This is a genomic window from Bradyrhizobium sp. ISRA436, from assembly GCF_029910015.1.
In the GTDB taxonomy this organism is placed as follows: Bacteria; Pseudomonadota; Alphaproteobacteria; order Rhizobiales; family Xanthobacteraceae; genus Bradyrhizobium.
The window spans coordinates 4,062,584-4,088,670 of record NZ_CP094519.1; the positions used below are offsets into that span (position 1 = coordinate 4,062,584).

14 protein-coding genes are annotated in these 26,087 nt (G+C 64.6%); 6 read left to right on the forward strand and 8 right to left on the reverse strand.

What is annotated here, in order from left to right; all coding sequences use genetic code 11:
- Positions 1 to 442 precede the first annotated feature (442 nt).
- Complete coding sequence (locus MTX23_RS19295) at positions 443 to 1,039, forward strand: phasin family protein (RefSeq protein WP_280971794.1); 597 nt, start codon at positions 443 to 445, stop codon at positions 1,037 to 1,039.
- A gap of 432 nt (positions 1,040 to 1,471) precedes the next feature.
- Here MTX23_RS19295 and MTX23_RS19300 read toward each other — a convergent pair.
- Positions 1,472 to 2,538 (reverse strand): IS630 family transposase gene (locus MTX23_RS19300; RefSeq protein WP_280971795.1). Its coding sequence is split into 2 segments (ribosomal slippage): positions 1,472 to 2,052 and positions 2,052 to 2,538, totalling 1,068 coding nucleotides; the frame shifts between segments, so codons are not numbered across the junction.
- A 91-nt stretch (positions 2,539 to 2,629) separates the two neighbouring features.
- Positions 2,630 to 6,337, reverse strand: coding sequence for a DUF3971 domain-containing protein (locus tag MTX23_RS19305; protein WP_280971796.1), 3,708 nt, complete (start codon positions 6,335 to 6,337; stop codon positions 2,630 to 2,632).
- A gap of 217 nt (positions 6,338 to 6,554) precedes the next feature.
- Between MTX23_RS19305 and MTX23_RS19310 the strand changes: the two genes are divergently transcribed.
- Positions 6,555 to 7,265, forward strand: a complete 711-nt coding sequence (locus MTX23_RS19310; protein WP_280978122.1) for a peroxiredoxin — start codon at positions 6,555 to 6,557, stop codon at positions 7,263 to 7,265.
- Between the two features lie 101 nt (positions 7,266 to 7,366).
- A complete protein-coding gene (locus MTX23_RS19315) occupies positions 7,367 to 8,722 on the forward strand; it encodes a peptidoglycan DD-metalloendopeptidase family protein (RefSeq protein ID WP_280971797.1) in 1,356 nt (451 codons plus the stop codon).
- Positions 8,723 to 9,533: 811 nt separating this feature from the next.
- Here MTX23_RS19315 and MTX23_RS19320 read toward each other — a convergent pair.
- On the reverse strand, positions 9,534 to 10,769 hold the full coding sequence (locus MTX23_RS19320; protein WP_280971798.1) for an ABC transporter substrate-binding protein: 1,236 nt from the start codon (positions 10,767 to 10,769) through the stop codon (positions 9,534 to 9,536).
- A gap of 161 nt (positions 10,770 to 10,930) precedes the next feature.
- Here MTX23_RS19320 and MTX23_RS19325 point away from each other — a divergent pair, with 161 nt between their 5' ends.
- Positions 10,931 to 13,084: a carbamoyltransferase C-terminal domain-containing protein gene (locus MTX23_RS19325; RefSeq protein WP_280971799.1), complete on the forward strand. Its 2,154-nt coding sequence runs from the start codon at positions 10,931 to 10,933 to the stop codon at positions 13,082 to 13,084.
- A gap of 240 nt (positions 13,085 to 13,324) precedes the next feature.
- Here the strand turns inward: MTX23_RS19325 and MTX23_RS19330 are convergent, their stop codons facing one another.
- From MTX23_RS19330 to MTX23_RS19345, 4 genes are all read right to left on the reverse strand, one after another.
- The gene (locus tag MTX23_RS19330) at positions 13,325 to 14,194 is read right to left on the reverse strand and encodes an NAD(P)-dependent oxidoreductase (RefSeq protein ID WP_280971800.1); all 870 of its coding nucleotides are present in this window, start codon (positions 14,192 to 14,194) and stop codon (positions 13,325 to 13,327) included.
- Positions 14,195 to 14,197: 3 nt separating this feature from the next.
- Positions 14,198 to 15,329 (reverse strand): peptide chain release factor 2 gene (prfB, locus tag MTX23_RS19335; protein ID WP_280971801.1). Its coding sequence is split into 2 segments (ribosomal slippage): positions 14,198 to 15,259 and positions 15,261 to 15,329, totalling 1,131 coding nucleotides; the frame shifts between segments, so codons are not numbered across the junction.
- 106 nt (positions 15,330 to 15,435) lie between these two features.
- On the reverse strand, positions 15,436 to 17,937 hold the full coding sequence (locus MTX23_RS19340) for a penicillin-binding protein 1A (RefSeq protein ID WP_280971802.1): 2,502 nt from the start codon (positions 17,935 to 17,937) through the stop codon (positions 15,436 to 15,438).
- Between the two features lie 236 nt (positions 17,938 to 18,173).
- On the reverse strand, positions 18,174 to 19,487 hold the full coding sequence (locus MTX23_RS19345; protein WP_280971803.1) for an N-acetylmuramoyl-L-alanine amidase: 1,314 nt from the start codon (positions 19,485 to 19,487) through the stop codon (positions 18,174 to 18,176).
- Positions 19,488 to 20,191: 704 nt separating this feature from the next.
- Between MTX23_RS19345 and MTX23_RS19350 the strand changes: the two genes are divergently transcribed.
- Entirely contained in the window at positions 20,192 to 23,371 is a 3,180-nt protein-coding gene (locus tag MTX23_RS19350; RefSeq protein ID WP_280971804.1) for a ribonuclease E/G, read from the forward strand.
- 90 nt (positions 23,372 to 23,461) lie between these two features.
- Positions 23,462 to 24,694 carry an FAD-dependent oxidoreductase gene (locus tag MTX23_RS19355; protein WP_280971805.1) on the forward strand — a complete coding sequence of 411 codons (1,233 nt, stop codon included), beginning with the start codon at positions 23,462 to 23,464 and terminating at the stop codon, positions 24,692 to 24,694.
- Positions 24,695 to 24,727: 33 nt separating this feature from the next.
- Here the strand turns inward: MTX23_RS19355 and MTX23_RS19360 are convergent, their stop codons facing one another.
- Positions 24,728 to 25,915 (reverse strand): aminotransferase class I/II-fold pyridoxal phosphate-dependent enzyme, encoded by a 1,188-nt coding sequence (locus MTX23_RS19360; protein ID WP_280971806.1) that lies wholly within the window; start codon positions 25,913 to 25,915, stop codon positions 24,728 to 24,730.
- Between the last annotated feature and the right edge of the window lie 172 nt (positions 25,916 to 26,087).

Below are 26,087 nucleotides of genomic sequence, written 5' to 3' on the forward strand. Positions count from 1 at the left end.
TAGCGCAGATTTGAGCCTCCAGTTTGGAAGTTTGAATCATGAGCGTCCCGGCGAAACGCAGCGCTCCTGGCTAGGCCCGGTTCGGCGCTTACAGGGCAGAAGGGGACATCAACCAGCTGACGGCCTCCGCTGAACTCATCGAAAAGACCCAAAGGCGACTATGCGCTTCCACGTCCCTACGTGAACATCGGCACAAATGGTCATATGGGACAGGTCCGCTGCCTCGTATCTCAGCGGGGTGTTTGCTAGAATATCTTAAGTTGCGGTTCTCACTTTGGAACCACCGCGACCGCTAAACGATGGCACTTCAGCACTCGTTCCTGCTCGAGAACCCGAAGCATTCGTTAAAGGCGAATTGTTAAGGAACGGGCTAAAGCGAGCACGTTGCTTGCTAAAAGAATCGCATCGATCGCCAACAACCAACATCGATGGAGCAACCAAAATGGCCAATCCGCGCCAAGAGGAGAAGTCTATCCCAAACGTTGAGCAAACGATCCAGCGTACCGGCGAGAGAACCAGTGAGCAAACGAGGCGCATCGGATTAGCTGCGGCCCAGGCCAGCGAGGAAGTCGCCAAAGCCAGCGCCGGTCTGCTGCAACAGAACGCCGAGATGCTGCAGAATAGCTGGCGCTTCGGCATGGAGATGACAACGGCGATATTGGGGCGCTCCACTGACCAACTTGGTCGGGCTTTCGGTCTGACGGGAGACGAGGCGCAGCAGGCAACCGAACGATCGGCGCGCAATGCTGAGACCATCCTGTACTCTGCCACGGCTGTCACCAAAGGACTGGATGGAGTCGCTCGAGAGTATCGTGACTTTCTTCGCCAGCAGGTTGAAAGGAACATGGATCGCATGACCGAACTCATGCGCTGCCGCACGCCTCATGACGTCGCAGCCGTGCACAGTGATCTAGTGCGCGATACGATCAGCAGTGCACTTGAGAGCAGTCGTCGGATGGCGGACGTATCGCTCAAGGTCGCCGACGAAGCTGGCAAGCATATAAGCCAGACCATCGAACGCATGGAGCGTGCAGCCTAGCTTTACAATCTGCGACGCTGGCACATGAGCGGCTGAGAATGCCGCTCATGTGCCGTTCATTTGCACTTGGAGTTAGCTTCCTGGAGGTCTCCTGCAATGCAGGTACTTCGATTTCACTGTCCGATCACTCGAAAAGAAATCCGGTGCATTGACTGCGAAGGTCAAGGGGAACAGGGCGAAGCCGCGCTCTATCAGGCCGTCGCCTGTCCTTCATGTTTGCGGCTGCACTTCGTCAACTCGTCGACAGGCGAACTGTTGAGCGATGATTAGTTCTGGTGAGCGTCTCGCGAGTCGCGCCCAAGAGCATGAAGAAATCAGGTTGAGCCGGAGCGGCGGCGGAAGTTCACCTCTCCCCAATGGGAAGAGGTGAACCGAATCCGGGGGCGAACCGATTCAATCCGAATTGATCCCACGCAAATTATACCAATGGCCCTAAGGATTGACTGTTGCCCAAGTGCGGCTTGTGATTGAGGCGATGCGACCTGGATCATTTGCGAAGAAGTTCCAGGCTTCGCAGGTCTTGGCGACGATATCGTCGTAGTCGTCGAAGACGGTGATGGCGAGCTTGTTGGCGCGCAGGTACTGCCAGACGTTTTCAATCGGATTGAGCTCGGGCGCATAAGGCGGCAGCTGTAACAGAGTGATATTTTCCGGAGCTCGGACGGTGCCGGCACTGTGATAGCCGGCGCCGTCGAAGACGAGAACGGCATGTGCGTCGGGTGCAACTTTGCGGCTGATTGCCTCCAAATGCAGTGACGTCGCCTCTGCATTTGCCGTCGGCATGACAAGACCCGCGGCGACGCCCCGTTGAGGACAGGCGGCACCGAAGAGATAAGCCCAATCGTAACGTCGATCGCGCGGCGCGCGAGGCCGTGAGCCACGCTTGGCCCACACGCGTGTCAGCGTGCCCTGCTGGCCGATCCGCGCCTCGTCCTGGAACCAGATTTCGATCGGCTTGCCTTGGGCGTGAGCGGGGAGCGTTGTCGTGAGGGTCGTAGCAAAGTTTTTTTGAACGCTTCCTGAGCCGCTTCATCGGCTTGCGGATGGCGCGGCCGCACCGAGAGCCGGCGGTACCCGAGCTTGGCCAGAACCTTGCCGACCGAACGTTCGTGCAGTTTGACGCCAAACCGCCGCTCAAGCTCGTCGCGCAAATCCACCCGCCGCCAACGTACGACCCCATGCTGCTCAGGATCGGGACCGGCCTCGACCAACGCGGCCAATTCGGCCTGCTGCTCTGTCGTCAGCCGCGACCGCGGTCCCGTCGGTTTGCGCGACCGCAGTCCCGCCAAGCCTTCGGCGTTATAACGATGCACCCAGTCCCGCAGGGTCTGACGATCCATCCCGCAACTTTCGGCTGCCTTCTTGCGGTCCGCGCCCTCCAGCACAAGCGCAAGCGCCAATATCCGCCGCGCTACCGTACTATTCTTCTCTCTGCGCGCCGCCTTCCGAAGCTCGCCCGCGGTCAAATCAAGCCGCGTAATCGCTACCGCTGCCCCCATCGATATTGCTCCTGTCTACGCAGCAACATCGATTCAGAAACTCACTGATTTGGAAATCCCAAATGTGAGTCAAATCCGGGGGCCGTTGGTATTAGTTGTTGGTCGGCGGCAGGTCGTTCGGGTTGTTGTATTGCTTGAACTCGAAAATCTTGCGCGTCAATCCCGGCGCCAGCGCCGAGATCGGATTGACGCGCAGCACCGGTGCGCTGGGCGTGCCGACCACCTCGTAGGTGACGCCGATCAGGCCTTCATTGCTGCCGGCACCGAGGAAGATCCCGAAGAACGGGATCTGGCCGAACATGTTGTTCAACCCGTACATCGGAATGAAGGTGCCGTTCATCCGCACCTGATTGCCGACATAGTCGATGCTGCCTTCGATGGTTGCGCCGATGCTCGGTCCCTTGACCACGCCGTCGCGGATCGTGAGCTGGCCGCTCTGGCGCGTGAACTCGGCGCGCAGCGCGGAGAACGCGATGCCGTTCTGAGTGCTGACCGGTCCGCCCGCGACCGCCCGGTCGAGCTGGGCCTCGCCCTTCACGGCGAAGTCGCGGATATTGAGCAGACCTTCCCGGGGGCCTGGCTCGGGCGTCGGCGGCTCCATCGCCAGCGTCAGCCGCCCGCCGACCACCTTCGAATAGGTGTCGATGAAGCGCAGGAACGCGCCGGCGTCGCTGGTCTGCAGATAGATCACCTCACGCCCCTGCTGACGGCCGCGCATATCGACGCTCACAGGCGTGTCACGCCCGACCTTGCCGCTCAGCGTGAACGCCCTGATGAAGCCGTTGCGGCGCGACATCTTGGCGTCGACGCTGCGCACCGCCTCGCCGTTGAAGCCCGCCACGGCGCCGAGCTTCACGTCGAAGTCGAAATCGATGTTCTTGGTCTTGCTCTTGGCATCGGACTCGCGACCAGAAATCGCCGACCTCAGGAAGCCGCGTCCGTCGAACACATCGCCGCGCATCGTGACCTTCAGCACGCCGTCGGGCCCGCGATCGGCCCTGAGCGACGTCTTGTCGCCTTCGGAGGGCGCGTAGGTCGGGAAGTTCGCATTCATGAGGTCGCCGTTCTGGTCGACCTCGAGCGAGCCCTTGATCGAGACGCCGCTGCCCTCGACCACGATATCCTCGAACCGCGTCGACTGCCCTTTCGGCACCACGTTGAAAGTCGCCTTGCCCGCTCTGCCCGATGCCTTGACCCAGCCCGGCAGGACGTTGTCGAGCTTCAGCTGGGTCAGGTCGGCCTCGACGCCCAACTTGGTGCTGTTGTCGCCGCTGCCGATCTTGCCGGTCAGCTTGATCGGGATCGCACCCGAGACCGCCGTACCGAGATCCAACCCGAGCCGCGCACGGCTGGCGTCATCCAGCGTCGCCTGCAGCTTGACGTCGGCATCGCCTTCGGCCGGCTTGCGATAGTCGAGCGACGCCGCCTGCCCGTTGATCTTGACGTCGCCCTTGACCTGGTAGCCGGCGTTGCTGGCGATCACCTTCAGCGCGTTGGCCTCGAGCTTCTGGTTCATCACCAGCTTGTCGACCGCAACGCCGGTGACGTCGGCGGTGACCGAATAGACCGTGTCGGCCTTGGTCAGCTCGCCCTTCACGGGCATGCCGAGGTTGATCGTGGCCGTGACGTTGCCCTTGCTGGCATTGGGATCGATCGGCGGACCGGAGAGATCGCTGAGCCGGTCGGAGGCGAGGATTTCGGCGGCGGCCGGCACCGGACAATCAACCCGGAACTTGACCTTCGACGGCGAGGGTTTCGGCGCCATGTCGGGCACCTCGAAGGTGAAATCCGACAGCGTGATCTTGCGGCCCGACGGCGTGTCGGCGATGCCCTGGCCGATCCACACCGTCGCGGTGCGGCCGGTCACCCTTGCCTTCAGATCCGCGTCGTGCACCGAGGGCATCCCATCGACCGGGTGCACCGCGACGCCCGAGGCGACAATGTTCACCGAGAGACCGTCATCCGGGATCGGCGGCCCCTTGCGGGACAGGTTGTGCACCGGCGAGTTGACGCCGACATCGATGCGCTGGAGCGTGCCGCGCTCGATGCGCTCGATCACCCATTGGCGCACCTCGGGCACGATGATGGTCGGCCACACCCGCTTCAAGGCGATCGCCGACATCGGCGTACCGGCAAAACCGAGTTGCAGCCGCGGCTCGCCGGAATAGTCGATGCTGCCGGTGCCGGCCACCCCGATCTCGCCATTGGAGATGTCGGCCTGGGTCAGCAGCACGCGCTTCCTGTCGGTGTCGAACCGGAAGCCGATGTTGATACGGTTGAAGATCAGCGGCGGCTCATTGGGGTCGATGCCGGCCAGCACGATGGTGCCGCCCGACAGCCCCGCCTGCCAGTCGGTGACGTTGTCGTTCGGCGGTTCCAGGTGACCGAGCAGCGTGATCCGGTTGGCACCCGAGATGATCTTGATCGGCGCCAGCAGCACGCGCCGTCCCGAATCCCATTCGACGCTCATGTCGGCCGAATCGATCGCCATCGGGTAGTCGGGCGTGTCGGTGTCGATGATGTTGCCGGCGCCGACGTTGATCTTGCCGCGGAAATAGGTCGGCAGACCGTCGCGGCCGAGCTCGCCCTTCAATTCACCCGATATCGGCAGGTCGGCGGTATAGGTGAGGTCCTTGGTCCTGAGCGCCAGCAGGATATTAGCGGCCGAGACATTGTCAGCTTTGATGTCGACCGAGCGCACACCGTCGACCTGCGGCCCGACCACCACGCGCATCGCCCAAGGCTTCGCGCCCTCCTCCCCGAATCTCAGCGCCACGCCTCCCTCGCTCGGGCGTCGCAGGCTCAGACTGATGTTCTCAAAGCTGAATTTGTTGCCGCGCTGCTGGTCGTCGACGACCAAATTCCCGTTCTTCAGGCCGATCTCGTTGAGGTTCTGGCCGTCGAGGCCGGTCAGGCTGAGGCTGTCGAGCCAATCGAGACCGGCGAGCAGGCCGCTCTGCGCGGATGAGGGCGAATCGGACGAGGCCGCCGCGGTATCGGGCGCTGCCGGCGGCGGGGGTACCGCAGGTACCGCGGGTGTCGGACGCGGGAATGTCGGCGGGATCCCCGCCTCCTTCTTGGAGGCGACGCCGGTGGCGAGCGGCTTTGCGGTGTCGCCGGCCGAGACCGTCACATAGCCGTCCGGGGTGATGCGCACCGACAGTTCGGCATCGACCAGGTTGAGGCTTTCCGCGCGCAATTGCCCGAGCAGCAGCGCCGTGCCCGACAGCCGCACCTCGGCCTTCGGCGCGCTCGCCACGATGGCGTGGTCGCGATCGCGGACGATGATGTCGCGGATGCGCACCGCGATCCTGACCCGACCGGCGCGCTCGATCTGCGTTCCGCCGACCTCGACGGTGTTGCCGTGGCCGATATTCTCTTCGATCGCGGCGGCGAGCCAAGGCGTCGCGATGTCGAGGTTGATCGGCCCGGCGCCGAGCCGCCACCACAGCGCGCCGAAACAGGTCGCGAAAATCACCACGAGCACGCCGAGCACCAGCCCGATGCGCCGCACCCAACGCTCGCTGTTCAGCCAGCGCTGCAGGCGTGTGCAGGAGTCGGTGAAGCGGTGCAGATTGGTGTTGGAACGCGCCAGCAATTGCCGCGCACGGTGGCCCGCCGCCTCATCCTGCTCGTCCCACGCGACCTGATCTTCCCATTGCGAGAACTCAGCCTCGGCGCGCGGATTTGGCCCCTGCGGCGACGTATTCCTTGCCATTGCCTCTCGGTGCTGGCGGTGATGTCGATCGCCGTCATCGCAGCGCCCGTCAATTCGTATCGAGCGCTCCTGTGCCGGCATCGCTGCCTATCCTCGACTAATAAAGTTGCTCGCTGACGGACCTAAGAACCCAATCAAAAGCCGATTCGACGAGCGGACGGGTGATGCGTCGATTTCCTTGTAACCGTACTCCGAGGCCATCAAACTTGCCCAGCGACGGGCTGCGAATCCGGTCGCTGCGAATGAGACCCGCAATACCCCAATGGTTGAGCCGCGGAAAGCGACGAAAGGAAGGCGTATGTCCAAGAAAACGCGCAAGAAATCCTCCAACACAACCGGAAGGCGGGCAGCAACCAAGGTTGCCCGCACCGCACGCACAAGTACGGGGACGTCTGCTGCGAAAACCCGCACGGCGGTTGCCAAGACCAAGGGCAAGACTGCCGCAGCGGTTCGGAGCAAAGCCTCGCACAAGGCCGACTCGAAACCGTTAAAGTCGAAGCCGGTCGCCGCCGCGACAAAAGCTCCTGGGGTGACAACTCCCGGGGCGATTCTTGCCGAAGGCGCCAAAGCGCCGGCCTTCAACCTGCCGCGCGATGGCGGCGGCAGCGTCGCGCTGAAGGATTTCACCGGCAAGAAGCTGGTGCTGTTCTTCTACCCCCGCGCCGACACCCCCGGCTGCACCCGGGAGGCGATCGACTTCACCCGGCTAAGCGGCGCCTTCGCAGACGCGGGTACCGTCGTGCTCGGCATTTCCGCCGACACCGTTAAGGCCCAGGAGTCATTTCGAAACAAACACCAGCTATCCGTCCCGCTCGTCTCCGACGAGCAGCACCAGATGCTGGAGGCCTATGGCGCCTGGGGCGAAAAATCCATGTACGGCAGGACCTTCATGGGAATTATTCGCACGACAGTTCTGGTCGATTCGAACGGAAAAGTCGCCCGGATCTGGCGCAATGTGAAGGTCGACGGCCATGCCGATCAGGTGCTGGAGGCCGCAAGGGCGCTCTGATGGCCGGGGCCCCGTTTCCCGAAAATTAACCATAGGAGGCTCAAAATCGGCCCCGCAAATCAGCCGTACGGAACTTGGTCCGACCGGCCGCGGGAGTACCGATGTCAAACCGGTCCGGTCACCATTACGACCACCACAGACACCATCATCCTCAGGACCATGGCCGGACCCAGCCGCGTCGCGCGGCCGCCCATGCCGCGCCGATACCGGCGTCGGCGGGCGCGGGCTACGCCATCGTCCACGCCGGTAAGCAGGTCCGCTTTGGGCCGGTGGTGTTCTGGATCATCGTCGGCACCATCGTCCTGCTCGGCATGTGGTCGGCGGCGACCGCCACCTATTTCGCGTTCCGCGACGACGTCCTGACCCGGTTGATCGCGCGCCAGGCCGAGATGCAATACGCCTACGAAGATCGGATCGCGGAGCTGCGCGCCAAGGTCGACCGCACCACCAGCCGCCAGCTCCTCGACCAGGAGCAGTTCGACCAGAAGCTTGACCAGATCATGCGGCGCCAGGCCACACTGGAATCGCGCGCCACCGCGCTCGGCGCGCTTCCCGACCTCGGCAGCACCGGATCGATCAAGCCACAGGGCCGCGCCGATGCGACGCCCTCCTCAGGAACACCCAAACCCTCCCCGATCAGCGACACCGTGATCTTCGTGGCGCCGCCTGACCGTGAGGCGCGGCTGGAATCGCGTGCGCCATTGGCCGCCAAGACGCAGCCGAGCCAGCTCGCCAAGGCGCAGGGCGTCGACAATGCGCTGGTCCGTCTGCAGACCTCGCTCGACCAGGTCGAGCGGCGCCAGATGGCGGCGCTCTCCTCGGCCGAGGACAACATCGAATCGAAGCTGCGCCGGATGCGCGGCGTGATCAGCGATCTCGGCCTCAACATGGCGCAGCTCGAGGGCGCAACGCCGCGCGGCGGCATGGGCGGCCCGTTCGTGCCGGTAAAGCTCGCCCCCAACGCCGGCCCGTTCGAGCGCCAGCTCTATCGCATCAACATCAACCGCGCGCAGATGCAGCGGCTGAACCAGACATTGGCACTGGTGCCCTATCGCAAGCCCGTCGTCGGCGAGGTCGAGTTCACCAGTGGCTTCGGCGTCCGCACCGACCCCTTCCTCGGCCGGCCGGCGATGCATACCGGCCTCGACTTCCGTGCCTCGCAGGGCGATCCGGTGCGCGTCACCGCCAACGGCAAGGTGGTGTCGGCGGGCTGGGCCGGCGGCTACGGCCGCATGGTCGAGGTCGACCACGGCAACGGGCTCTCGACACGCTACGGCCATCTCTCTGAGATCAAGGTCAAGGTCGGCGAATATGTGAAGATCGGCCAGGTGATCGGCGAAGTCGGCTCGACCGGCCGCTCCACCGGCCCACATCTGCACTATGAAACCCGCATCGATGGCGAAGCGGTCGACCCACAGCGATTCCTGCGCGCGGGCGTGCGGCTCAACGCCGGCTGAGAACCTCCCGCATCATACGCTTACACAGCGATCTTCTGAACGCGGTGCAAGCGGCTCCCCGCTCGCGCCGTTGTCGTTTGCGTGCCCGTCTATCATCCGCCCGTCTCACCCGCCTGAGGGGCGCTTCGCGATCGTCACGAGTGTTGGGTCGAGATGCGGTGGACGCCGATTGCGCAACTGACGAGTGCGCATGAAGCGGACGGTGAAGTCGTGTGGTTCCGACGCCCCAGTGGCAGGTGTCTCCTCGCTAAGCACGCGAACGCGTCTTTGCGAAGACGGTGACAAAAAAGCCAAGTCTCGCCGGGGAGAGCCGTAACCCATCGCGCAGGGAAAGCCGGAGTGTTTCCGGTTTCACCTGTGGTCCTACCTCCCGTGCTTTCCATTTGCACGGGACCCATGGGTGCGATCGGCACCCGGCTTTCCCTGCGCCCTCTAATCACTGGGAGGGCGAAACGAGATGCAAAACTCGGACACTCGCGAGAATGCGGCCTCACATCCTCTTAGTCGTCATGCCCCGCGCATGCGGGGCATCCAGTACGCGGCCTCTCGGCTCAAGCACCGGCGGCACTGGAATACTGGATCACCCGCATGCGCGGGTGATGACAACGAGCAAGCTCTTTGACAGTTGAATCAGAAACGCGCCCGTCATTGCGAGGAGCTCGCGACAAAATTGCAAAGCAATTTTGCGCTGAAGCGACGAAGCAATCCATGCTTCCGCATATGCGGCGAGATGGATTGCTTCGCGGAGCCTGTCATCGGGCGCGCTTTTCGCGCGACCCGTTGGCTCGCAATGACGGCAAATGCGCCCTCCCTATCGTGTTGCGTCGTGCCCGACCTCGCCTGTGATGACGTCGCCGAACAACTCCCACGCCTCGCCGTTGAACTTCATGAGCTGCATCTGCTCGATCGGAAAGTAGTCGTCGGGCGCGGTGTTGACCATGATGCCGGGCAGCATCAGGTCGGAGTGAAAGTTCTTCAGGTTCGCGGCCTGCTTCATCACGTTTTCACGGGTGAGATTGTCGCCGCACTGCTTCAGCACCTGCACCATCGCCTCGGCCTGCGCATAGCCGTAGATATTGTTGGCGTTGGCCTTGTCGCCGTCCGGATAGTACTTGTCCATGAAGGCGCGCCAGCTCTGCACGGCGGGATCCTTGTCCCAGGTCGGATCGGTGGGGTCCTTCAGATAGGCCGTCGAGATGATGCCCTTGGAAAATTCAAGGCCCGCCGGCTTCAGCACCGAGGCGACCGAGGTCGCGGTGTTGGCGAGGAAGAACTTCGGCTTCCAGCCGAGTTCGCCGACCTTGCGGATCGCCTGCGCCGATCCCTTCGGCGCGGCCCAGGAGAAGAAGATGTCCGCGCCCGAATCATGCAGCGCGACGATCTGGGAATCGATCGAGGGATCGCTGACCTCGTAGGACTTGTCGGCGATGATCATGCTGACCTTGTCGCCGAGCCCGTCCTTCAGCCCCTTGAACTGATCCTTGCCGGCATCGTCGTTCTGCCAGAACACCGCAATCTTGCTGTTGGGGAATTTGTCGCGAATGTATTTGGCGTAGATGCGCCCCTCGCTCTGGTAGTTGGGTTGGAAGCCCATCGTCCAGGGAAAATTCTTGGGGTCTCCGAACTTGGTACCGCCCGAGGCGACGAAGAGCTGCGGCACTTTTTTTGCATTCATGTATTTCATGATCGCCGAGTTGGACGGCGTACCCAACGCCTGAAAAATCAGCAGCACCTCGTCGCTCTCGACAAGCTTGCGCGCCTGCTCGATCGCCTTCGGCGGCGAATAGGCGTCGTCGTAGCTGATGAAGTTGATCTTGCGGCCATTGATACCGCCCTGATCGTTGATCATCTTGAAGAACGCCGCCTCGGTCTTGCCGATCACGCCGTAGGACGATGCCGGACCGCTGTAGGGCATGATATTGCCGATCTTGATTTCGGTATCGCTCGCACCAGGATCGTAATTCTTCTGCGCGTAAGCCGCGGTTGCAATCAGTGCGGCACTTGCGAACGCCGTAACCGCGCCAATATATCCAGAACGAGCCGGCATCGTTTTCTCCCGATTTTTTGTCGTTGGTTTTGGCGGCAACTGTCGCAAGTCACGGAAGTGCTGGCAAGCGCTGGGTTTTTCCGTTGAGCGAAATGGCGTTGTTGCCTGGCGCAATTTGTGATTGATGGTCCGTCGGGGGCTCACAGGTCGAGGCGCTTTGATTGCTTAAACCGGACATCCGTATCGGTCCGCGGCATCCGCGATTCGCGGCTGCGGGCTACGAGCTCACGCGCCGGCTCAGCGAGCCCGCGATGGCGCGTCTCGGCTTGCACAAGGCGAACGGTGATTTCGCGAAGCGCACGATCGCGTCGGTCCGTGAGCGGCTGCAACGCGGCGAGACCGTCTACATCGCGGGCCTGGCCTGCCCCGGCACTCACAATACCGGCGTGGCGCTGGTCGAAGTCACCCAGAGCGGCGGACCGCGCCTGATCGTCAACAACGAGGAAGAGCGCTTTTCCGGAAACAAGCACACCAACGAGTTTCCGCAATATGCGTTGGACGATATGCGCCAGGTGCTGCGGCGGATGGGTCGCGACATCGGCGACGTCGCGGCCTTCGTCACGACGTGGGACTATCCGGCGCTGATGGCGATGCTGATCCGCACCTCGTTCGAGGAGGCGCCGGGCAGTTTCAAGCTCCTGCGCGCACCCATCGCGCCCGCTATCAATCTGCGCCAGATGGATCAGGTGCGGCGCCTGTCGCGCAAGCTCGGGCGGATGTATGGGCTTGGCGAGCAGCTGCCGCTGATCTGCATGCCGCACCACGACAATCACGCATGGTACTCGTTCACCGCCTCTCCCTTCGCCGACTCGCGCGAGCCCGTCGCGATCGCCGTCCTCGACGGCACCGGAGATGTCGGCTCGATCTCGCTTTATGTCGCCGAGAACGGCGAGATGAAGCAGCTCTACTGCAACGAGAGTCTGTTTGACTCGCTCGGCGCCTTCTACACCGTGGTCTCCTCCAGCCAGGGCGGCTGGACCTGGCTCTCCAGCGAGGGCCGCTACATGGGCGCGGCCGCCTGGGGTGACATGAACCGCGCGACCAATCCGTATTATCAGCGGCTCAAGGCTGTGCTGCAGCTCGGCCCGAACGGCGCGGTGCATCTCAATCGCGCGATGGCCAACTGGCACAGCGACCCCGTCGACAATCCTTACAAGGCACCGCTGATCGACATCCTCGGCCCGCCGCTGCGGCCCGACCAGCTCTGGAATCCCGACGCCGTCCTGCGCGTCGAGGACATCAATCACCGCCCCGACACCAAGGACCGGCTCGACAAGGCCGCGGCAACGCAGCTGGTGTTCGAGGACGCGATGATCCATGTCGTCGATCACCTGCTGCGCCTCACCGGCACCGACCGCCTGGTCCTGACAGGCGGCGTGGCGCTGAATGCACTCGGCAACATGCGTCTGCTCGAGCACTTCAACGAGGCGTGGTTCGCGAAAGCGCAGCAGCGCAAGACGCGGCTGCACATGTGGGTGCCGCCGGTGCCTGGCGATCCCGGCGTGCCGATCGGCGCTGCGTGGCTGTTCGCGCATATGGCGGGCGCCCCGCGCGGCGCGCCGCTGTCGCACGCGTTCTATTGCGGCCTGCCGCCGTCGGCTGCCGACATCACGACCGCGCTCAAGGCCGACGACATCGCCTCGACCCAGATCGGCAGTATCGCGACACCGGAGGGACGGGACGCGATTGCCGACATGATGGCCTTCATGGTGGCGCAGGGCGGCGTGATCGCGATCTACCAGGGTGCCGCGGAGACCGGACCGCGCGCGCTCGGGCATCGCTCGATCCTGGCCAATCCGTGCGATCCCAACGTGCGCGAACGGCTGAACGAGCGCGTCAAATACCGCGAGGCGATCCGCCCGCTTGCGCCGATGGCGACGCTTCAGGCCGCGCATGACTATTTCGAGCTGGAAGACGGCGCGTCCGACGCCGATTACAACGCCTACAACTACATGGTGATCACTGCCCACTCGAAGCCGCAGGCGCGTGAGAAGATTCCGGCCGTGGTGCATGCCGACGGCACCGGGCGCATCCAGATCGTGCGCGAGGCGGACGATCCCCTCACCTATGCCTATCTGAAGGCGCTCGGCCGCCGCATCGGCGTCGAGATGTCGGTCAACACATCGTTCAATGTCGCGGGACCGATCGCGCAGACGCCGGCGCAGGCGATGGAGACGCTGCGCCGCTCCAAAGGGCTCGATGCGGTGGTGCTGGTCGCCGACGACGGCACCGCCTACGCCGCCTGGCATGGCGGCGAGCGCGACAGCCGACGCTTCACCGGATGGTATGCGGCGTGGACGAAGGCGGCCAGCTAATTAGCTATCGCCGAAACCATGTCGGCACGCGCCCGTAGATCAGGAGCAGCGCGCTCGCGATCACCAGTGCTCCTATCACCTCCCGCCCCACAACACCGACAGCACGCCGAGCAGCGCCCAATCGCGGGGATCGATCCTGTTGTCGGCGGATGACATATCGGGCTCGCATCAGCGCTGGCGCAGATGACTAGTCAGCCGCAGCGGCCATTGCCACCCGATTTCTGCGATCCGCCGGCCGCCCTATTTCGGCCGCGACACGATCTCGATCATCCGGCCTTCGTCATCGTCGGGCGCGTGCGACTTTGCCTCCTCGTAGGCGGCGAGCGCCGCCCGGCTGACCAGCACGCCGGGCAACAGCGTCTCGGCCAGCCGCACCGCATAGGCGGCGTCCTTGTGGCGCAGCGCCGCGGTAAACGAGGCGCCCGAGAAGTCACGGTCGATCATCCGCCTGGAATGACGGATCACCTGCGGGCTCGCGACCGCGCCGGCGGCAAGCGCTTCGGCCACGACCTGCATGTCGAGGCCGGCCTGCTCGGCCATCGCGATGCCCTCGGCCAGGCTCGCGATCTGCACGGCACCCATCAGATTGTTGATCAGCTTGAATATCGTTCCGCTGCCGACCCCGCCGAAATGGCGGATCGTCTCACCGATCGGCGCAAGGAACGGTTGCGCCCGCTCGAGATCGGCCGGATCAGCCCCGACCAGAAGCGTGAGCTTGCCCGCGGCCGCCGCCGCCGGGAGGCCGGTGACCGGACAATCGATGTAGATCAGCCCGCGGTTGCGCAATTCGCGCGCCATGTCGAGCGTGTGCTGATACGACACGGTCGAGCATTCGATCGCCAGCGTGCCCGCCTTCATCGTCGCGGCCGCACCATCCTTCGTCAGCCAGACCGCGCGCGAGGCTTCGTCGTCGGCGACCATGGTGATGACGGCGTCAGCGTCGATCGCGGCATCCTCCGGCGAAGTCGCCCACTGCGCTCCCCGCGCGATCAGGTCCTCGGCCTTTGCCTTGCTGCGATTCCACACCGCGACCGTGAAGCCGGCATCGAGATAGCGGCCGGCCATGCCATGGCCCATACGCCCCAATCCGATGAAGGTGACCCGCGCCATGGATCAGTCCACATCCTCGACCGCGCCGGGCGCGGTGCCGAAGGCACGCTGCGCCAGCGTCGCGGCCATGAACTCGTCGAGATCGCCGTCGAGCACCCCCGCGGTGTCCGAGGTCTGCACTCCCGTGCGCAGGTCCTTCACCATCTGGTAGGGCTGCAGCACGTAAGAGCGGATCTGGTGACCCCAGCCGATATCCGTCTTTGCGGCCTGGTCGGCTGCGGCCTGCTCCTCGCGCTTCTTCAGCTCGATCTCGTACAGCCGCGCGCGCAGCATGTCCCAGGCCTGCGCCCGGTTCTTGTGCTGGGAGCGGCCGGCCTGGCAGACCACCGCAATACCGGTCGGAATGTGCGTCAGCCGCACCGCCGATTCCGTCTTGTTGACGTGCTGGCCGCCCGCGCCGCCGGACCGCATGGTGTCGGTGCGAACGTCGGACTCCTTGATCTCGATCTTGATGCTGTCGTCGATCACGGGGAAAATCTGCACCGACGAGAACGAGGTGTGCCGCCGCGCGTTGGAGTCGAACGGCGAAATCCGCACCAGGCGATGCACGCCAGCTTCCGTCTTCAGCCAGCCATAGGCGTTGTGGCCGCTGATCTGGATGGTGGCGGACTTGATGCCGGCCTCTTCACCCTGGGATTCTTCGAGGTACTCGATCTTGAAGCCGTGCTTCTCCGCCCAGCGCGTGTACATACGCAGCAGCATCTGCGCCCAGTCCTGGCTCTCGGTGCCGCCGGCGCCGGCATGGACCTCGAGATAGGAGTCGAACTTGTCGGCCTCACCCGAGAGCAGCGCCTCGAGCTCGCGCCGGGCGACCTCCTTCTTCAGCTCCTTGAGCGCCTTTTCGGCGTCGACGACCACGGACTCGTCATTCTCGGCCTCGCCGAGCTCGATCATGCCGATATTGTCCTCGAGCTCGCGCTCGACCTTGCCGATGCCCGAGAGCGCGTCCTCCAATGAGGTGCGCTCCTGCATCAGCTTCTGGGCCTTCTGGGGATCGTTCCAGAGATTGGAGTCTTCTGCGAGCTTGTTCAGCTCAGCGAGGCGTGCTGTCGATTGTTCGACGTCAAAGATGCCTCCTCAGCAGCCCGACTGACTGCTTGATCTCTTCAACAAGGCGTTCGATTTCCGCGCGCATGGTCTTTCAGGAGTTGGGAAAAAAGCTTGCGAGGGATGTAACGACCGGCGCGGCAAAGCGCAATCGGCTTGGCCGCGCTATCCCGACGATTTGGAACGAAGAACCGCTAGTACAGCCCGCCGGTTCCCGGACGCATGAAGAAGCCGCCATCAGGCTGCTGCCCACCCTGCGACGGCTGAGGACCCGGCGGAGGACCGCGACCGTCCACATCGGCGACGCCGATCACCGAATAATTCTCCGGCGGCGCAGTGCCCGGCTTGAAGGCTTCCAGGATGGTATTGCCGCTGTCGCCCGGGCGGGCGCGCATGCCGGTCTTGGCGTCGACGCGGATCAGCTTGATGCCGGCCGGCACCTTGAACGGGGTCGGCGGCTTGTCGGCCAACGCGAGCTTGAGGAAGTCGCGCGCGATCGGAGCGGCGACGTGGCCGCCAGTGGCGGTTCGACCGAGATTGCGCGGCTTGTCGTAGCCCATGTAGACGCCGACAGCGAGATCCGGCGAGAAGCCGACGAACCACACGTCCTTCTCGTCGTTGGTGGTGCCGGTCTTGCCGGCGATCGGCTTGCCGACCTCCCTCACGACAGTTGCCGTACCGCGCTGGACCACGCCTTCCATCATCTCGGTGATCTGGTAGGCGGTCATGGCATCGAGCACCTGCTCACGGCGGTCGATCAGCTGCGGCTCGGGCTGGTTCTTCCATCCCTCTGGCGCATCGCAGCCGCGGCATTCACGCTGGTCGTGCTTGAAGATCGTATGGCCGTAGCGATCCTGGATGCGGTCGATCAGCGTCGGCTTCACGCGGCGGCCGCCATTGGCGAACATCGAGTAAGCCGTCACCATGCGCATGACCGTGGTCTCGCCGGCGCCGAGCGCATAGGACAAATAGTTCGGCAATTCGTCGTAGACGCCGAAGCGCTTGGCGTACTCGCCGATCAAGGGCATGCCGACGTCCTGCGCGAGCCGCACCGTCACGGTGTTCAGCGAGCGCTGCAGCGCGTTGCGCAGCGTGGTCGGCCCGTAATACTTGCCGGTCGAGTAGTTCTCGGGACGCCACACGCCGGCCCCCTGCCCCTGATCGATCTCGATGGGCGCGTCGATCACGGTGGTCGATGGCGTGTAGCCATTGTCCAGCGCCGAAGCGTAGACGATCGGCTTGAACGACGAGCCGGGCTGCCGGTAAGCCTGCGTCGCGCGATTGAACTGGCTCTGGTCGAAGGAGAAGCCGCCGACCATCGCGAGCACGCGGCCGGTCAACGGATCCATCACCACCATCGCGCCGGAGACTTCAGGCAATTGCCGCAGCCGGTACTGGCCCTCGACCGCAGTGCCCTCTTTGGTCACCAACGGGTCGGCGTAGATCACATCACCCGGATGTAGCACCTGAGCCACAGCCGTTGGTGCCTTGCCCTTGGTCTTCGCCCAGCGCACGCCATCCATCGTGATGATGCCGGTCTGCCGCTCCTTGCTGACGGCGCCGCCGAATTCGCGGCTGGGCTGGAAGCCGATCCGTGCCGATTGGTCGCTGGTCTCCAGCACCACCGCCATCCGCCACGGCGAGATGTCGGAGAGCGATTTGACGTCGGCAAGCTTGACACCCCAGTCACCGGAGATGTCGAGCTTCTGGAGCGGCCCGCGCCAGCCCTGCGCCTCGTCATAGTTGACGAGACCGGCGGCCATGGTCTTGCGCGCCATCACCTGGATCTTCGGATCCAGCGTGGTGCGGACCGACAGGCCGCCCTCATAGAGCTTCTTTTCGCCGTAGCGCTCGAAGATGTCACGGCGGACCTCCTCCGCGAAATACTCGCCCGCGAAGATATGCGCACCGTTCGAGCGGTTGGTGACGATGAGCGGATCCTTGCGCGCCTGGTCGGCCTCGGCCTGCTTGATCCAGCCGTTTTCCAGCAGGCGGTCGATCACGTAGTTGCGGCGCTCGATCGCGCGGTCACGATTGCGCACCGGATGCAGTGCTGCAGGGGCCTTCGGCAGCGAGGCGAGATAGGCGGCTTCCGCGACCGTCAGCTCGTTGACCGACTTGTCGAAGTAGACCAGCGACGCGGCGGCGATGCCGTAGGCGCCGAGACCGAGATAGATTTCGTTGAGGTAGAGCTCGAGGATGCGGTCCTTGGAATACGCGCGTTCGATGCGCATCGCGAGCAAGGCTTCCTTGATCTTGCGCGAGAAGGAGACCTCGTTGTTCAGCAGGAAGTTCTTCGCCACCTGCTGGGTGATGGTCGAGGCGCCCTGCGGGCGGCGGTTGGAGCCGTAGTTCTGCGCGTAGAGGATCGCGGCGCGAAGCATGCCCTGGTAGTCGATGCCGCCGTGCTCGTAGAAGTTCTTGTCCTCGGCCGCGAGGAACGCGTTGATCACGAGCTTCGGCACCGCCTGAATGGGCAGATAGAGCCGGCGCTCCTTGGAATATTCGGCGAGCAGCGCGCCGTCGGCCGCGTGCACGCGCGTCATTACCGGCGGCTCATAGTCCTGCAGCTGCGAATAGTCCGGCAGATCCTTGGAAAAATGCCAAATCGCGCCTGCGACCGCAGCGACGCCAACCAGGAACACCACGGTTCCGGCAGCGAACAAGAAACCCATGAACCGCACTAGCAGGCGCATTATCGAAGTTCCGTTTCACCCCTTCGGCGCTCAATCATCGAAAGCGCCCGTCCAACGTACGAAAGCCTCTCACGCGAATTCCGGGTTCCAGAGAGCTATACTCACGCTACCCAAATATACACGGGCCGCCAGGCAATATGGCTGATTCCGGGGGCTCTCCGGTGGGTTGTCTATACCGTTGCCGCTGTGGCCAAACTAGGGCCCCCTGTGGGTTCGGCCCGTTCAAGCGGCCAGTTTCAGTTGGCCGATCCGGCCGTTGCCATCCGCTTGGCAAAAAACGCATCGATCGCTTGAGCCATCGAACCGACCGTCTTGTTTCGCCAGGTCTCGGAGACGAGGTGCTCGAGGTCGCCCTTGTTGGAGACATAGCCGAGTTCGACCAGGACGGAGGGGACGTCGGGGGCCTTGAGCACCCGGAAACCCGCCGATTTGAGCGGATTCTTGTGCATCCTGACCGTGGTCTTCATCTCGTTCATCAAGAGACGGGCGAAGCGGTTGGAGAAGGTCTTGGTTTCCCGCTGCGCAAGATCGATCAGGATGTCGGCGACCTCGGTCGGCTCGTCCGTGAGGTTCACCCCGCCGATGGCGTCGGCCTTGTTCTCAGCGTCAGCCAGCCGCTGCGCCTCGGCGTCCGAGGCCTTGTCGGACAATGTGTAGATCGTCGCGCCCTGGGCGTCGCCCTCGCGGCGCGGCAAGGCGTCGGCATGGATCGACACGAACAGGGCCGCGCCCTGGGCGCGCGCGACTTTCACCCGGTCGTTGAGCGGGATGAATGTGTCGTCGGTCCGGGTCATAACCACCCGATATTTGCCGGATTGCTCGATCCGATCGCGCAGCGCCAGACCGAACGCCAGCACCAGGGTCTTTTCCAACTGCTCGCCGGACTGGGTGCCGTTGTCGATGCCGCCGTGACCGGGGTCGATCACGATCAGCGGCCGGGCATCCGTCGATGGCGCCGATGGCAGCGCCGCCGTCGTGGCTTGGGGCGGAGCAACCGCGGCATTGGCGTCAGCGACCGCCGGCTTAAGTGCGGGGCGGTTCTCCGAGGCGAGCGACTGCACAAAACTGGCATGGTCGACCTCTTCGAGGTCGAGCACCAGCCGCGGCGGCTGGCCGTTGGCAGCGTCGAGCACGTAGGAATTGGCGATCTTCGCCGGCCCGGTCAGATCGAACACGATCCGGGAACCACCAGGCATAACGAGGCCGTAGCGGAAGGCCTTCACCAGCCCCCGTCCCGTCGAGCCGGTCCCGGCGGCGAGATGGAAGTCGACCTGTGGGATGTCGACCACGACGCGGTAGGGGTCGGCCAGCGGAAAGGCGCGGAACTCGATCTTGCGGTCGAGATCAAGGATGAATCGGGTCTGCTTGTCATCGCCGGCCAGTCGAGCGCCGGAGGCGACGGGAAACTTTGAGGTGGCCGAGACTGGGGCGGGCTGGTCGTTTTGCGGGCTCTCGGCAGCACTCGGGCCGCTCATTTCGGCAAACACCAATGCCGCGGCGCACAACAGCCCGCATCCCAGCAAAATACGGTGATTTGCGCGGTTTTCCACCGACTCGGTGCCTCCAAGCAGCCCTTTACCGCATTAGAACCACACAGTTAATCGCACCTTAATGACGCAAGGGCGAAAAGGTTTGAGTGTTGCCCTGCCGCGACGCTTCCCTTGCACCCAGCGGTCAATCCACGTATGTACGGGATGCTGATGGCTAATACTCCCGGTTGTGTCGCGTTCAGCCTCCCGGTGCAGCGGTGGAACCTTCGATGTCGGAGATCCCGCCGTGTTTTTCCGCTCCCTCCTCAGCCAGCGCCGCGCGCGGCTGACAAGGAGGGGCGGTTTCGAGCCCGAGCGGCGTCCGGTCCCAGGCACACTCTCTCGCTAGAGGGACGGTTTGAGACACGGCATAGCTGATTATCCGGCCCCTTGGGGTCTCGATATGCGATGGCCGGCAGGCGCTTCGGCGCCGCGCCGGGCTTTCAGCAAAAGACACGGCGGCACTTCTCGCCGCCAACATGTTTAGACGGGCCGACGCTTAATGCGCCAGACTGTATTGTCGACCAGGATACTCGAGACGATCGCGTTGACGCGAGGCGAAAGCCTCGCCCGCCGCATCATCCCGGCGAGTTCCCGCTCGGCGCTGCGCCGCGAGACGCGTTTTGGCCTTCCCCTCACCCCCGAATCAGGTGGACCGTCGCGTCACCAGGCGGCGCTATTTGCGCGCGCCATGCATCGCGCCCGCCGCCGTCAAGAGCTCCCAAATGCCCAACAAGATGTTGATCGATGCCACCCACCCGGAAGAGACCCGGGTCGTTGTGGTCCGTGGCAATCGAGTCGAAGAATTTGATTTCGAGACCGCCCAGCGCAAGCAACTGCGCGGCAATATCTATCTCGCAAAAGTCACGCGCGTAGAGCCGTCGCTGCAGGCCGCCTTCATCGAGTATGGCGGCAATCGCCACGGCTTCCTCGCCTTCAGCGAAATCCATCCCGACTACTATCAGATTCCGGTCGCCGACCGTCAGGCGCTGATCGAAGCCGATGAGCGAGCCCATCGCGAGGCCGAGGAAGAACACGAGAATCGTGGTCACCGCCGCCGGTCGCGCCATCGCAATGCCCGTCGCCGCGGCCACGGCGACCGCGTGCAGAGCGAGGTGGTCGAGGGTGCAAGCGAGGCGCAGCCGCAGCAGGCTCACGAGGGTTACGAGCACCCCGTCGATGCCGAACACCACGACCATGACGCGGTGGCCCGCGACAGTCACGAGCATGAGGCGCACGAGCACGCCCATGATCACGAACATGCCCATGATCACGATCACCACGATGATCACGAACATCATGACGATCATGAACATCACGACCATCATGAGCATGAGCACGCTCACGACGTGAACGTCGCACCGGATGCCGACGCGCAGCCCGATCCCGTTGCAGCGGTGGTCGAGGCATCGGTTGCGGCGGTAGCGCCCGACCCGACCGAGGCCGTCGCGCTCAACCATGAGCCCGAACGGGCCCACGAGGAACAGGTCGAGGAAAATACCGCGCACGCGGACGATGCGCCGCATGCAGCGGACGAGGTGCATGCGGCGGCCGATGACCACGCCGCCCCTGAGCATGAGCACGCCGTGTCCGAGGACGCCGTGTCGGAGGACGCCGCGGTGTCCCAAGGCGAACCTGGCGATGACGCCGGCGACGACGAGGATGAGGACGACGGCGAAGAAGGCGAGGAAGAAGACGTCGTCGAATCCGTCGGCGGAGACGACGTGCTCGAGGAAGTTCCGGAACGCCCGTTCCGGCCGCGCCGCCAGTACAAGATCCAGGAAGTCATCAAGCGCCGCCAGGTGATGCTGGTGCAGGTCGTGAAGGAAGAGCGCGGCAACAAGGGCGCCGCCCTCACCACCTATCTCTCACTGGCCGGCCGCTACGCCGTGCTGATGCCCAACACCGCGCGCGGCGGCGGCATCAGCCGCAAGATCACCTCGGCTCAGGACCGCTCGCGGCTGAAGGAAGTCGTTCAGGATCTCGACGTGCCCGAGGGGATGGGCATCATCCTGCGCACCGCAGGCGCCTCGCGCAGCAAGCCCGAAATCAAGCGCGACTTCGAATATCTGATCCGCATGTGGGAAACCGTGCGCGACCTGACGCTGAGGTCGCAGGCCCCGAGCCTGGTCTATGAGGAAGGCTCGCTGATCAAGCGTTCGCTGCGCGACCTCTACAACAAGGAGATCGACGAGATCCAGGTGGCGGGCGAAGCCGGCTACCGCGAAGCGCGCGATTTCATGAAGATGCTGATGCCCGCGAACGTGCGCGCGGTGAAGCTGTATCGCGACGGCCAGCCGCTGTTCTCGCGCATGGGCGTCGAGAGCCAACTCGATGCGATGTTCTCGCCGACCGTGCAGTTGCGCTCCGGCGGCTACGTCGTCATCAACCAGACCGAGGCGCTCGTTTCGATCGACGTCAACTCGGGACGAGCGACGCGCGAGCACCACATCGAAGACACGGCGCTCAAGACCAATCTGGAGGCGGCGGAGGAAGTCGCCCGCCAGCTCCGCTTGCGCGACCTCGCCGGCCTGATCGTCATCGACTTCATCGACATGGACGAGAAGCGCAACAACCGCGCAGTCGAACGCAAGCTGTCCGACTGCCTGCGCCAGGACCGCGCGCGGATCCAGGTCGGCCGCATCTCGCATTTCGGCCTGCTGGAAATGTCGCGTCAGCGCATCCGCGCCAGCGTGCTGGAGAGCTCGACCGAGCCCTGCTCGCAATGCGGCGGCTCCGGTCACGTCCGCTCGGTCTCCTCGGTCGCGCTGCAGCTGCTGCGCGGCATCGAGGAAATCCTGATGAAGGGCGCGACCCACAATCTGGTGGTGCGCACCCGCACCGACGTCGCGCTCTATGTCCTCAACCACAAGCGCGGCCATCTGCGCGACCTCGAAGACTCCTTCAGGGTGTCGCTGTCGATCGTCGCCGACGCCACCGTGAGCGGCCAGCAGTCGTACGTCATCGACCGCGGCGAGCAGGTACACACGCTCGAGGCGGCCAAGGCCCTACTCGCGGCGCAGGCCGCCTCGGCACCGGCGCACGCCGACGAAGCCGACGACGAGTCGGAACTGTTCGAATACGAGGCCGGGGTCGAAACCGAGGAAACCGAAGGCCTCACCGATGACCAGGCCGCCGGCGAGGAAGCCAGCGCCGAGGCTGAAGGTGACGGTCAACGCCGCAGGCGCCGTCGCCGGCGGCGCGGCCGCGGCGGTGGCAGCGAAGCGCGCGAGGGCGCCCAGCCCCGCGAGGACGGCGACCTGATGCATGTGATGCCTGAGAGCACCGATGTGGCCACGGCCGAGGATGCCGAAGGCGACGAGGACGAGGGCGAGGAGCAACAGACGTTTGCCGGCACCGATCAGCGCGATGGCGAACGTCGCCCGCGCCGCCGCGGACGTCGTGGTGGCCGCCGCCGGCGCGGCAGTGGTCCGCAGGACGAGGGTCTCGCAGGATCGATTTCCGATGAGTTGAGCCCGGCGCCGACGCCCGAAGCCACTGGCGCGGTCGCCGACTTCGACAGCCGTTCGGAACCGGCCCCGTCGCTGGCCCAGCCCGAGGCTGACGCGCAACCGTTGGCACCGGAATCGCAGCCGGTCGCGCCGGCTCCTGTCGAAGCAACGGCCGCAGCGCCCGAGGCCACCGCGGAGACAGAGGAAACGCCGGCCGAAAGCGAGCGCGCAGTGCGGCGCCGCTCCACTGTGCGCGAAAAGGTCAACTTCCTGTCGAGCCCGCAGCCGGAGACGCCAGCGCCCGAGCTGGCCGAAGGCCCGCTGGAGCCATCGCCGGCCCCTGCCCCCGAACCGGAGCCTGCGCCTGCGACGGCAGAGCCGGCACCGGCGGTCACAACCGAAGCCCCGGCCCGCAAGGGCTGGTGGTCGCGGCGCTTCGGCGGCGGCAACTAATCCCCCTCGCGAACGAAAACGCCCGGCTCAACCCGGGCGTTTTTTATCTGGCGGGTGCGGCGCAGGCCCACCCCACGGAGACAGGCTTCAATGCAAAGTGCGATCGTTCTTGGTGGCGGCATGGTGGGTGTCAGCACGGCGCTGCACCTGCAACGTCGCGGCTGGTCGGTCACGCTTGTCGACCGCAAGGAGCCGGGCCGTGAGACCAGCTACGGCAATGCCGGGATCATCCAGAGCGAGGCCGTTCGTCCCTATCCGATGCCGCGCGATCTCGTCACGCTCGCGAAGATCGCGACTGGCCGCACCAACGACGTGCACTATCGCCTGGCCTCGCTGCCCCGGCACGCCGGCCCGCTCCTGCGTTATTGGTGGCACTCCACGCCCGAGCGGCACCGCGAAGCCACCGCGGCCTGGGCGCGCCTGATCGCCCATGCCACCGCGGAGCACGACACGCTGATCCGCGAGGCCCATGCCGACAACCTGATCCGCCGCGCAGGCTATCGCCTGCTTCACCGTGACCCGGCGGCGCTCGAGCGTGCCATTGCCACCGCGGAAGAGAACGAGCGCGACTACGGCGTCAAGTTTCGCGTCCTGAGCGGCAGCGAGCTTGCCAAGGCCGAACCGATCCTGCGCGATGACCTTCCCGGCGCCATTCACTGGCTCGATCCCTGGACCGTGTCCGATCCCGGCGGCCTCGTCTCGGCCTACGCCGCATTGTTCGAACGCCTCGGCGGCACCGTCCTGCGCGGCGATGCACAGACGCTGACGGAGACCTCATCCGGGTGGTCGCTCGACACCGCTGCGGGCCGCATCGATGCAGCCAACGCGGTGATCGCGCTCGGGCCCTGGTCTCCCCAATTGCTGCACCGGTTCGGCTTCCGGATCCCGCTGGTGCGCAAGCGCGGCTACCACATGCACTATCACGGCGGCCACTCGCTCGACCTGCCGCTGGTCGACACCGCGATGGGTTACGCGATGGCGCCGATGGCCAGGGGAATCCGCATCACCACGGGCGCAGAGCTGACCGGCCCTGACGCTCCGGCCACGCCGGTCCAGCTCGGCCATGCGGAAGCCGCCGCGCGCGGCCTGCTCGATATCGGAAAGCGCGTCGAACCCGAGCCCTGGTACGGCACACGTCCCTGCACGACCGACATGCTACCGGTGCTCGGCCGCGCGCCGCGCCATCGCGGGCTCTGGACGAATTTCGGCCACGGCCATCAAGGCTTCACGCTCGGCCCCGCCACGGCCCGGCTGCTCGCCGAAATGATGAACGGCGAGGCATGCTCCGTGGACGCCACGCCTTATCGGCCGGATCGGTTCTGATCTCGCGCGCAATCTGTCCGCCGTCAGCGCGAGTTACTTGAGCCAGCGCGCGATCCGCGCGACCGCCTCCTGCATCTCTTTGGCCGAGCGCGCATAGGAGAAGCGGATGAAGGCCCGGCCGTGGATCGGATCAAAATCGACGCCCGGGGTCGCCGCGACATGCGCCTTCTCCAGCATCTCGCTTGCGAAGGCGAAGCTATCGGAGGTGAAATCGGAGACGTCGGCGTAAAGATAGAATGCGCCGTCGGCCGGCAGGAATTTCGTGAGGCCCGCCTTCGGCAGGCCCTCGATCAGGATGCGGCGGTTCTCCTGATAGCCTCGCTTGATCGCTTCCATCTCCTCGCGGCCCTCGAACGCCGCCTCTGCCGCGATCTGCGACAGCGTCGGCACCGAGATCGAGAGGTTCTGCTGCAGCCGCTCGATCGGCCGCACCAGCACGTCCGGCACCACCATCCAGCCGACCCGCCAGCCGGTCATGCAAAAGTATTTCGAGAACGAGTTGATGACGAGCGCGTTCGGCGACAGCTCGGCCGCGGTCACCGCGGGAAACGCGTAATCAAGTCCGTGGTAGATCTCGTCGGAGATGAAGCGGATGCCCGCGCTGTCGGCAGCCGCCATCAGGTTCGACAGCGCCTCGCGCGACATCATGGTGCCGGTCGGATTGGCGGGGCTGCCGACCAGCACGCCTTTCAGCGGCGACTTGCGATGGGCGGCGAGCAGCGCCTCGCCGGTCAGCGCGTGGCGGGTGTCGCCGGTGGTTTCGATCAGCACCGGTTCGCAACCGAGCGCCGTCAGGATGTGCCGGTACGGCGGATATCCCGGCACCGTGACCGCCACCCGGTCGCCCGGCTCGAACATCGACAGAAACGCCAGGATGAATCCGCCCGATGAGCCCGTGGTGACGATGATGCGCTGCGCATCGACCGAGCAGCCATATGTCTCGCGATAGTGACGCGCAATGCGCTCGCGCAAGGACGGGATGCCGAGCGCCGACGTGTAGTCGATCCGCCCGTCCTGAAGCGCGGCCTGCGCAGCCGCGATCGCCGGTTTCGGCGCGGGTGCGGCAGGCTGCCCCACCTCCATGTGGATGACGTGGCCGCCGGCCGCCTCGATTCGCGCGGCCGCAGCCATCACGTCCATCACCATGAAGGGCGGAACGTCGCTCCGCCGGGACGCGGTCAACAGGCTGTTCGCACGATCTCTCAGTGTCGCATCAAGCATGAATTTCTGCTATTTGGGCGGCCGCAGCCGAATTCAGGTTCCCGCACCGGCTACCGCCCCAGACTGGCCGTATTCGGTGGCTTCTTATAACGTTTTCAGGCCCACTGAATACCGGATCGCGTGAAGAAAAACTGCAAAAACAACAGACTGTGCGACGCTCCTGGTCCAATCA

What these genes read in the sequence shown, in the direction of transcription:
- MTX23_RS19360 (WP_280971806.1), bottom strand. Translation starts at nt 25,915, where the DNA reads ATGCTTGATGCGACACTGAGAGATCGTGCGAACAGCCTGTTGACCGCG.
- MTX23_RS19315 (WP_280971797.1), top strand. Translation starts at nt 7,367, where the DNA reads ATGTCAAACCGGTCCGGTCACCATTACGACCACCACAGACACCATCAT.
- MTX23_RS19295 (WP_280971794.1), top strand. Translation starts at nt 443, where the DNA reads ATGGCCAATCCGCGCCAAGAGGAGAAGTCTATCCCAAACGTTGAGCAA.
- MTX23_RS19330 (WP_280971800.1), bottom strand. Translation starts at nt 14,194, where the DNA reads ATGGCGCGGGTCACCTTCATCGGATTGGGGCGTATGGGCCATGGCATG.
- MTX23_RS19320 (WP_280971798.1), bottom strand. Translation starts at nt 10,769, where the DNA reads ATGCCGGCTCGTTCTGGATATATTGGCGCGGTTACGGCGTTCGCAAGT.
- MTX23_RS19355 (WP_280971805.1), top strand. Translation starts at nt 23,462, where the DNA reads ATGCAAAGTGCGATCGTTCTTGGTGGCGGCATGGTGGGTGTCAGCACG.
- MTX23_RS19305 (WP_280971796.1), bottom strand. Translation starts at nt 6,337, where the DNA reads ATGCCGGCACAGGAGCGCTCGATACGAATTGACGGGCGCTGCGATGAC.
- MTX23_RS19310 (WP_280978122.1), top strand. Translation starts at nt 6,555, where the DNA reads ATGTCCAAGAAAACGCGCAAGAAATCCTCCAACACAACCGGAAGGCGG.
- MTX23_RS19340 (WP_280971802.1), bottom strand. Translation starts at nt 17,937, where the DNA reads ATGCGCCTGCTAGTGCGGTTCATGGGTTTCTTGTTCGCTGCCGGAACC.
- MTX23_RS19350 (WP_280971804.1), top strand. Translation starts at nt 20,192, where the DNA reads ATGCCCAACAAGATGTTGATCGATGCCACCCACCCGGAAGAGACCCGG.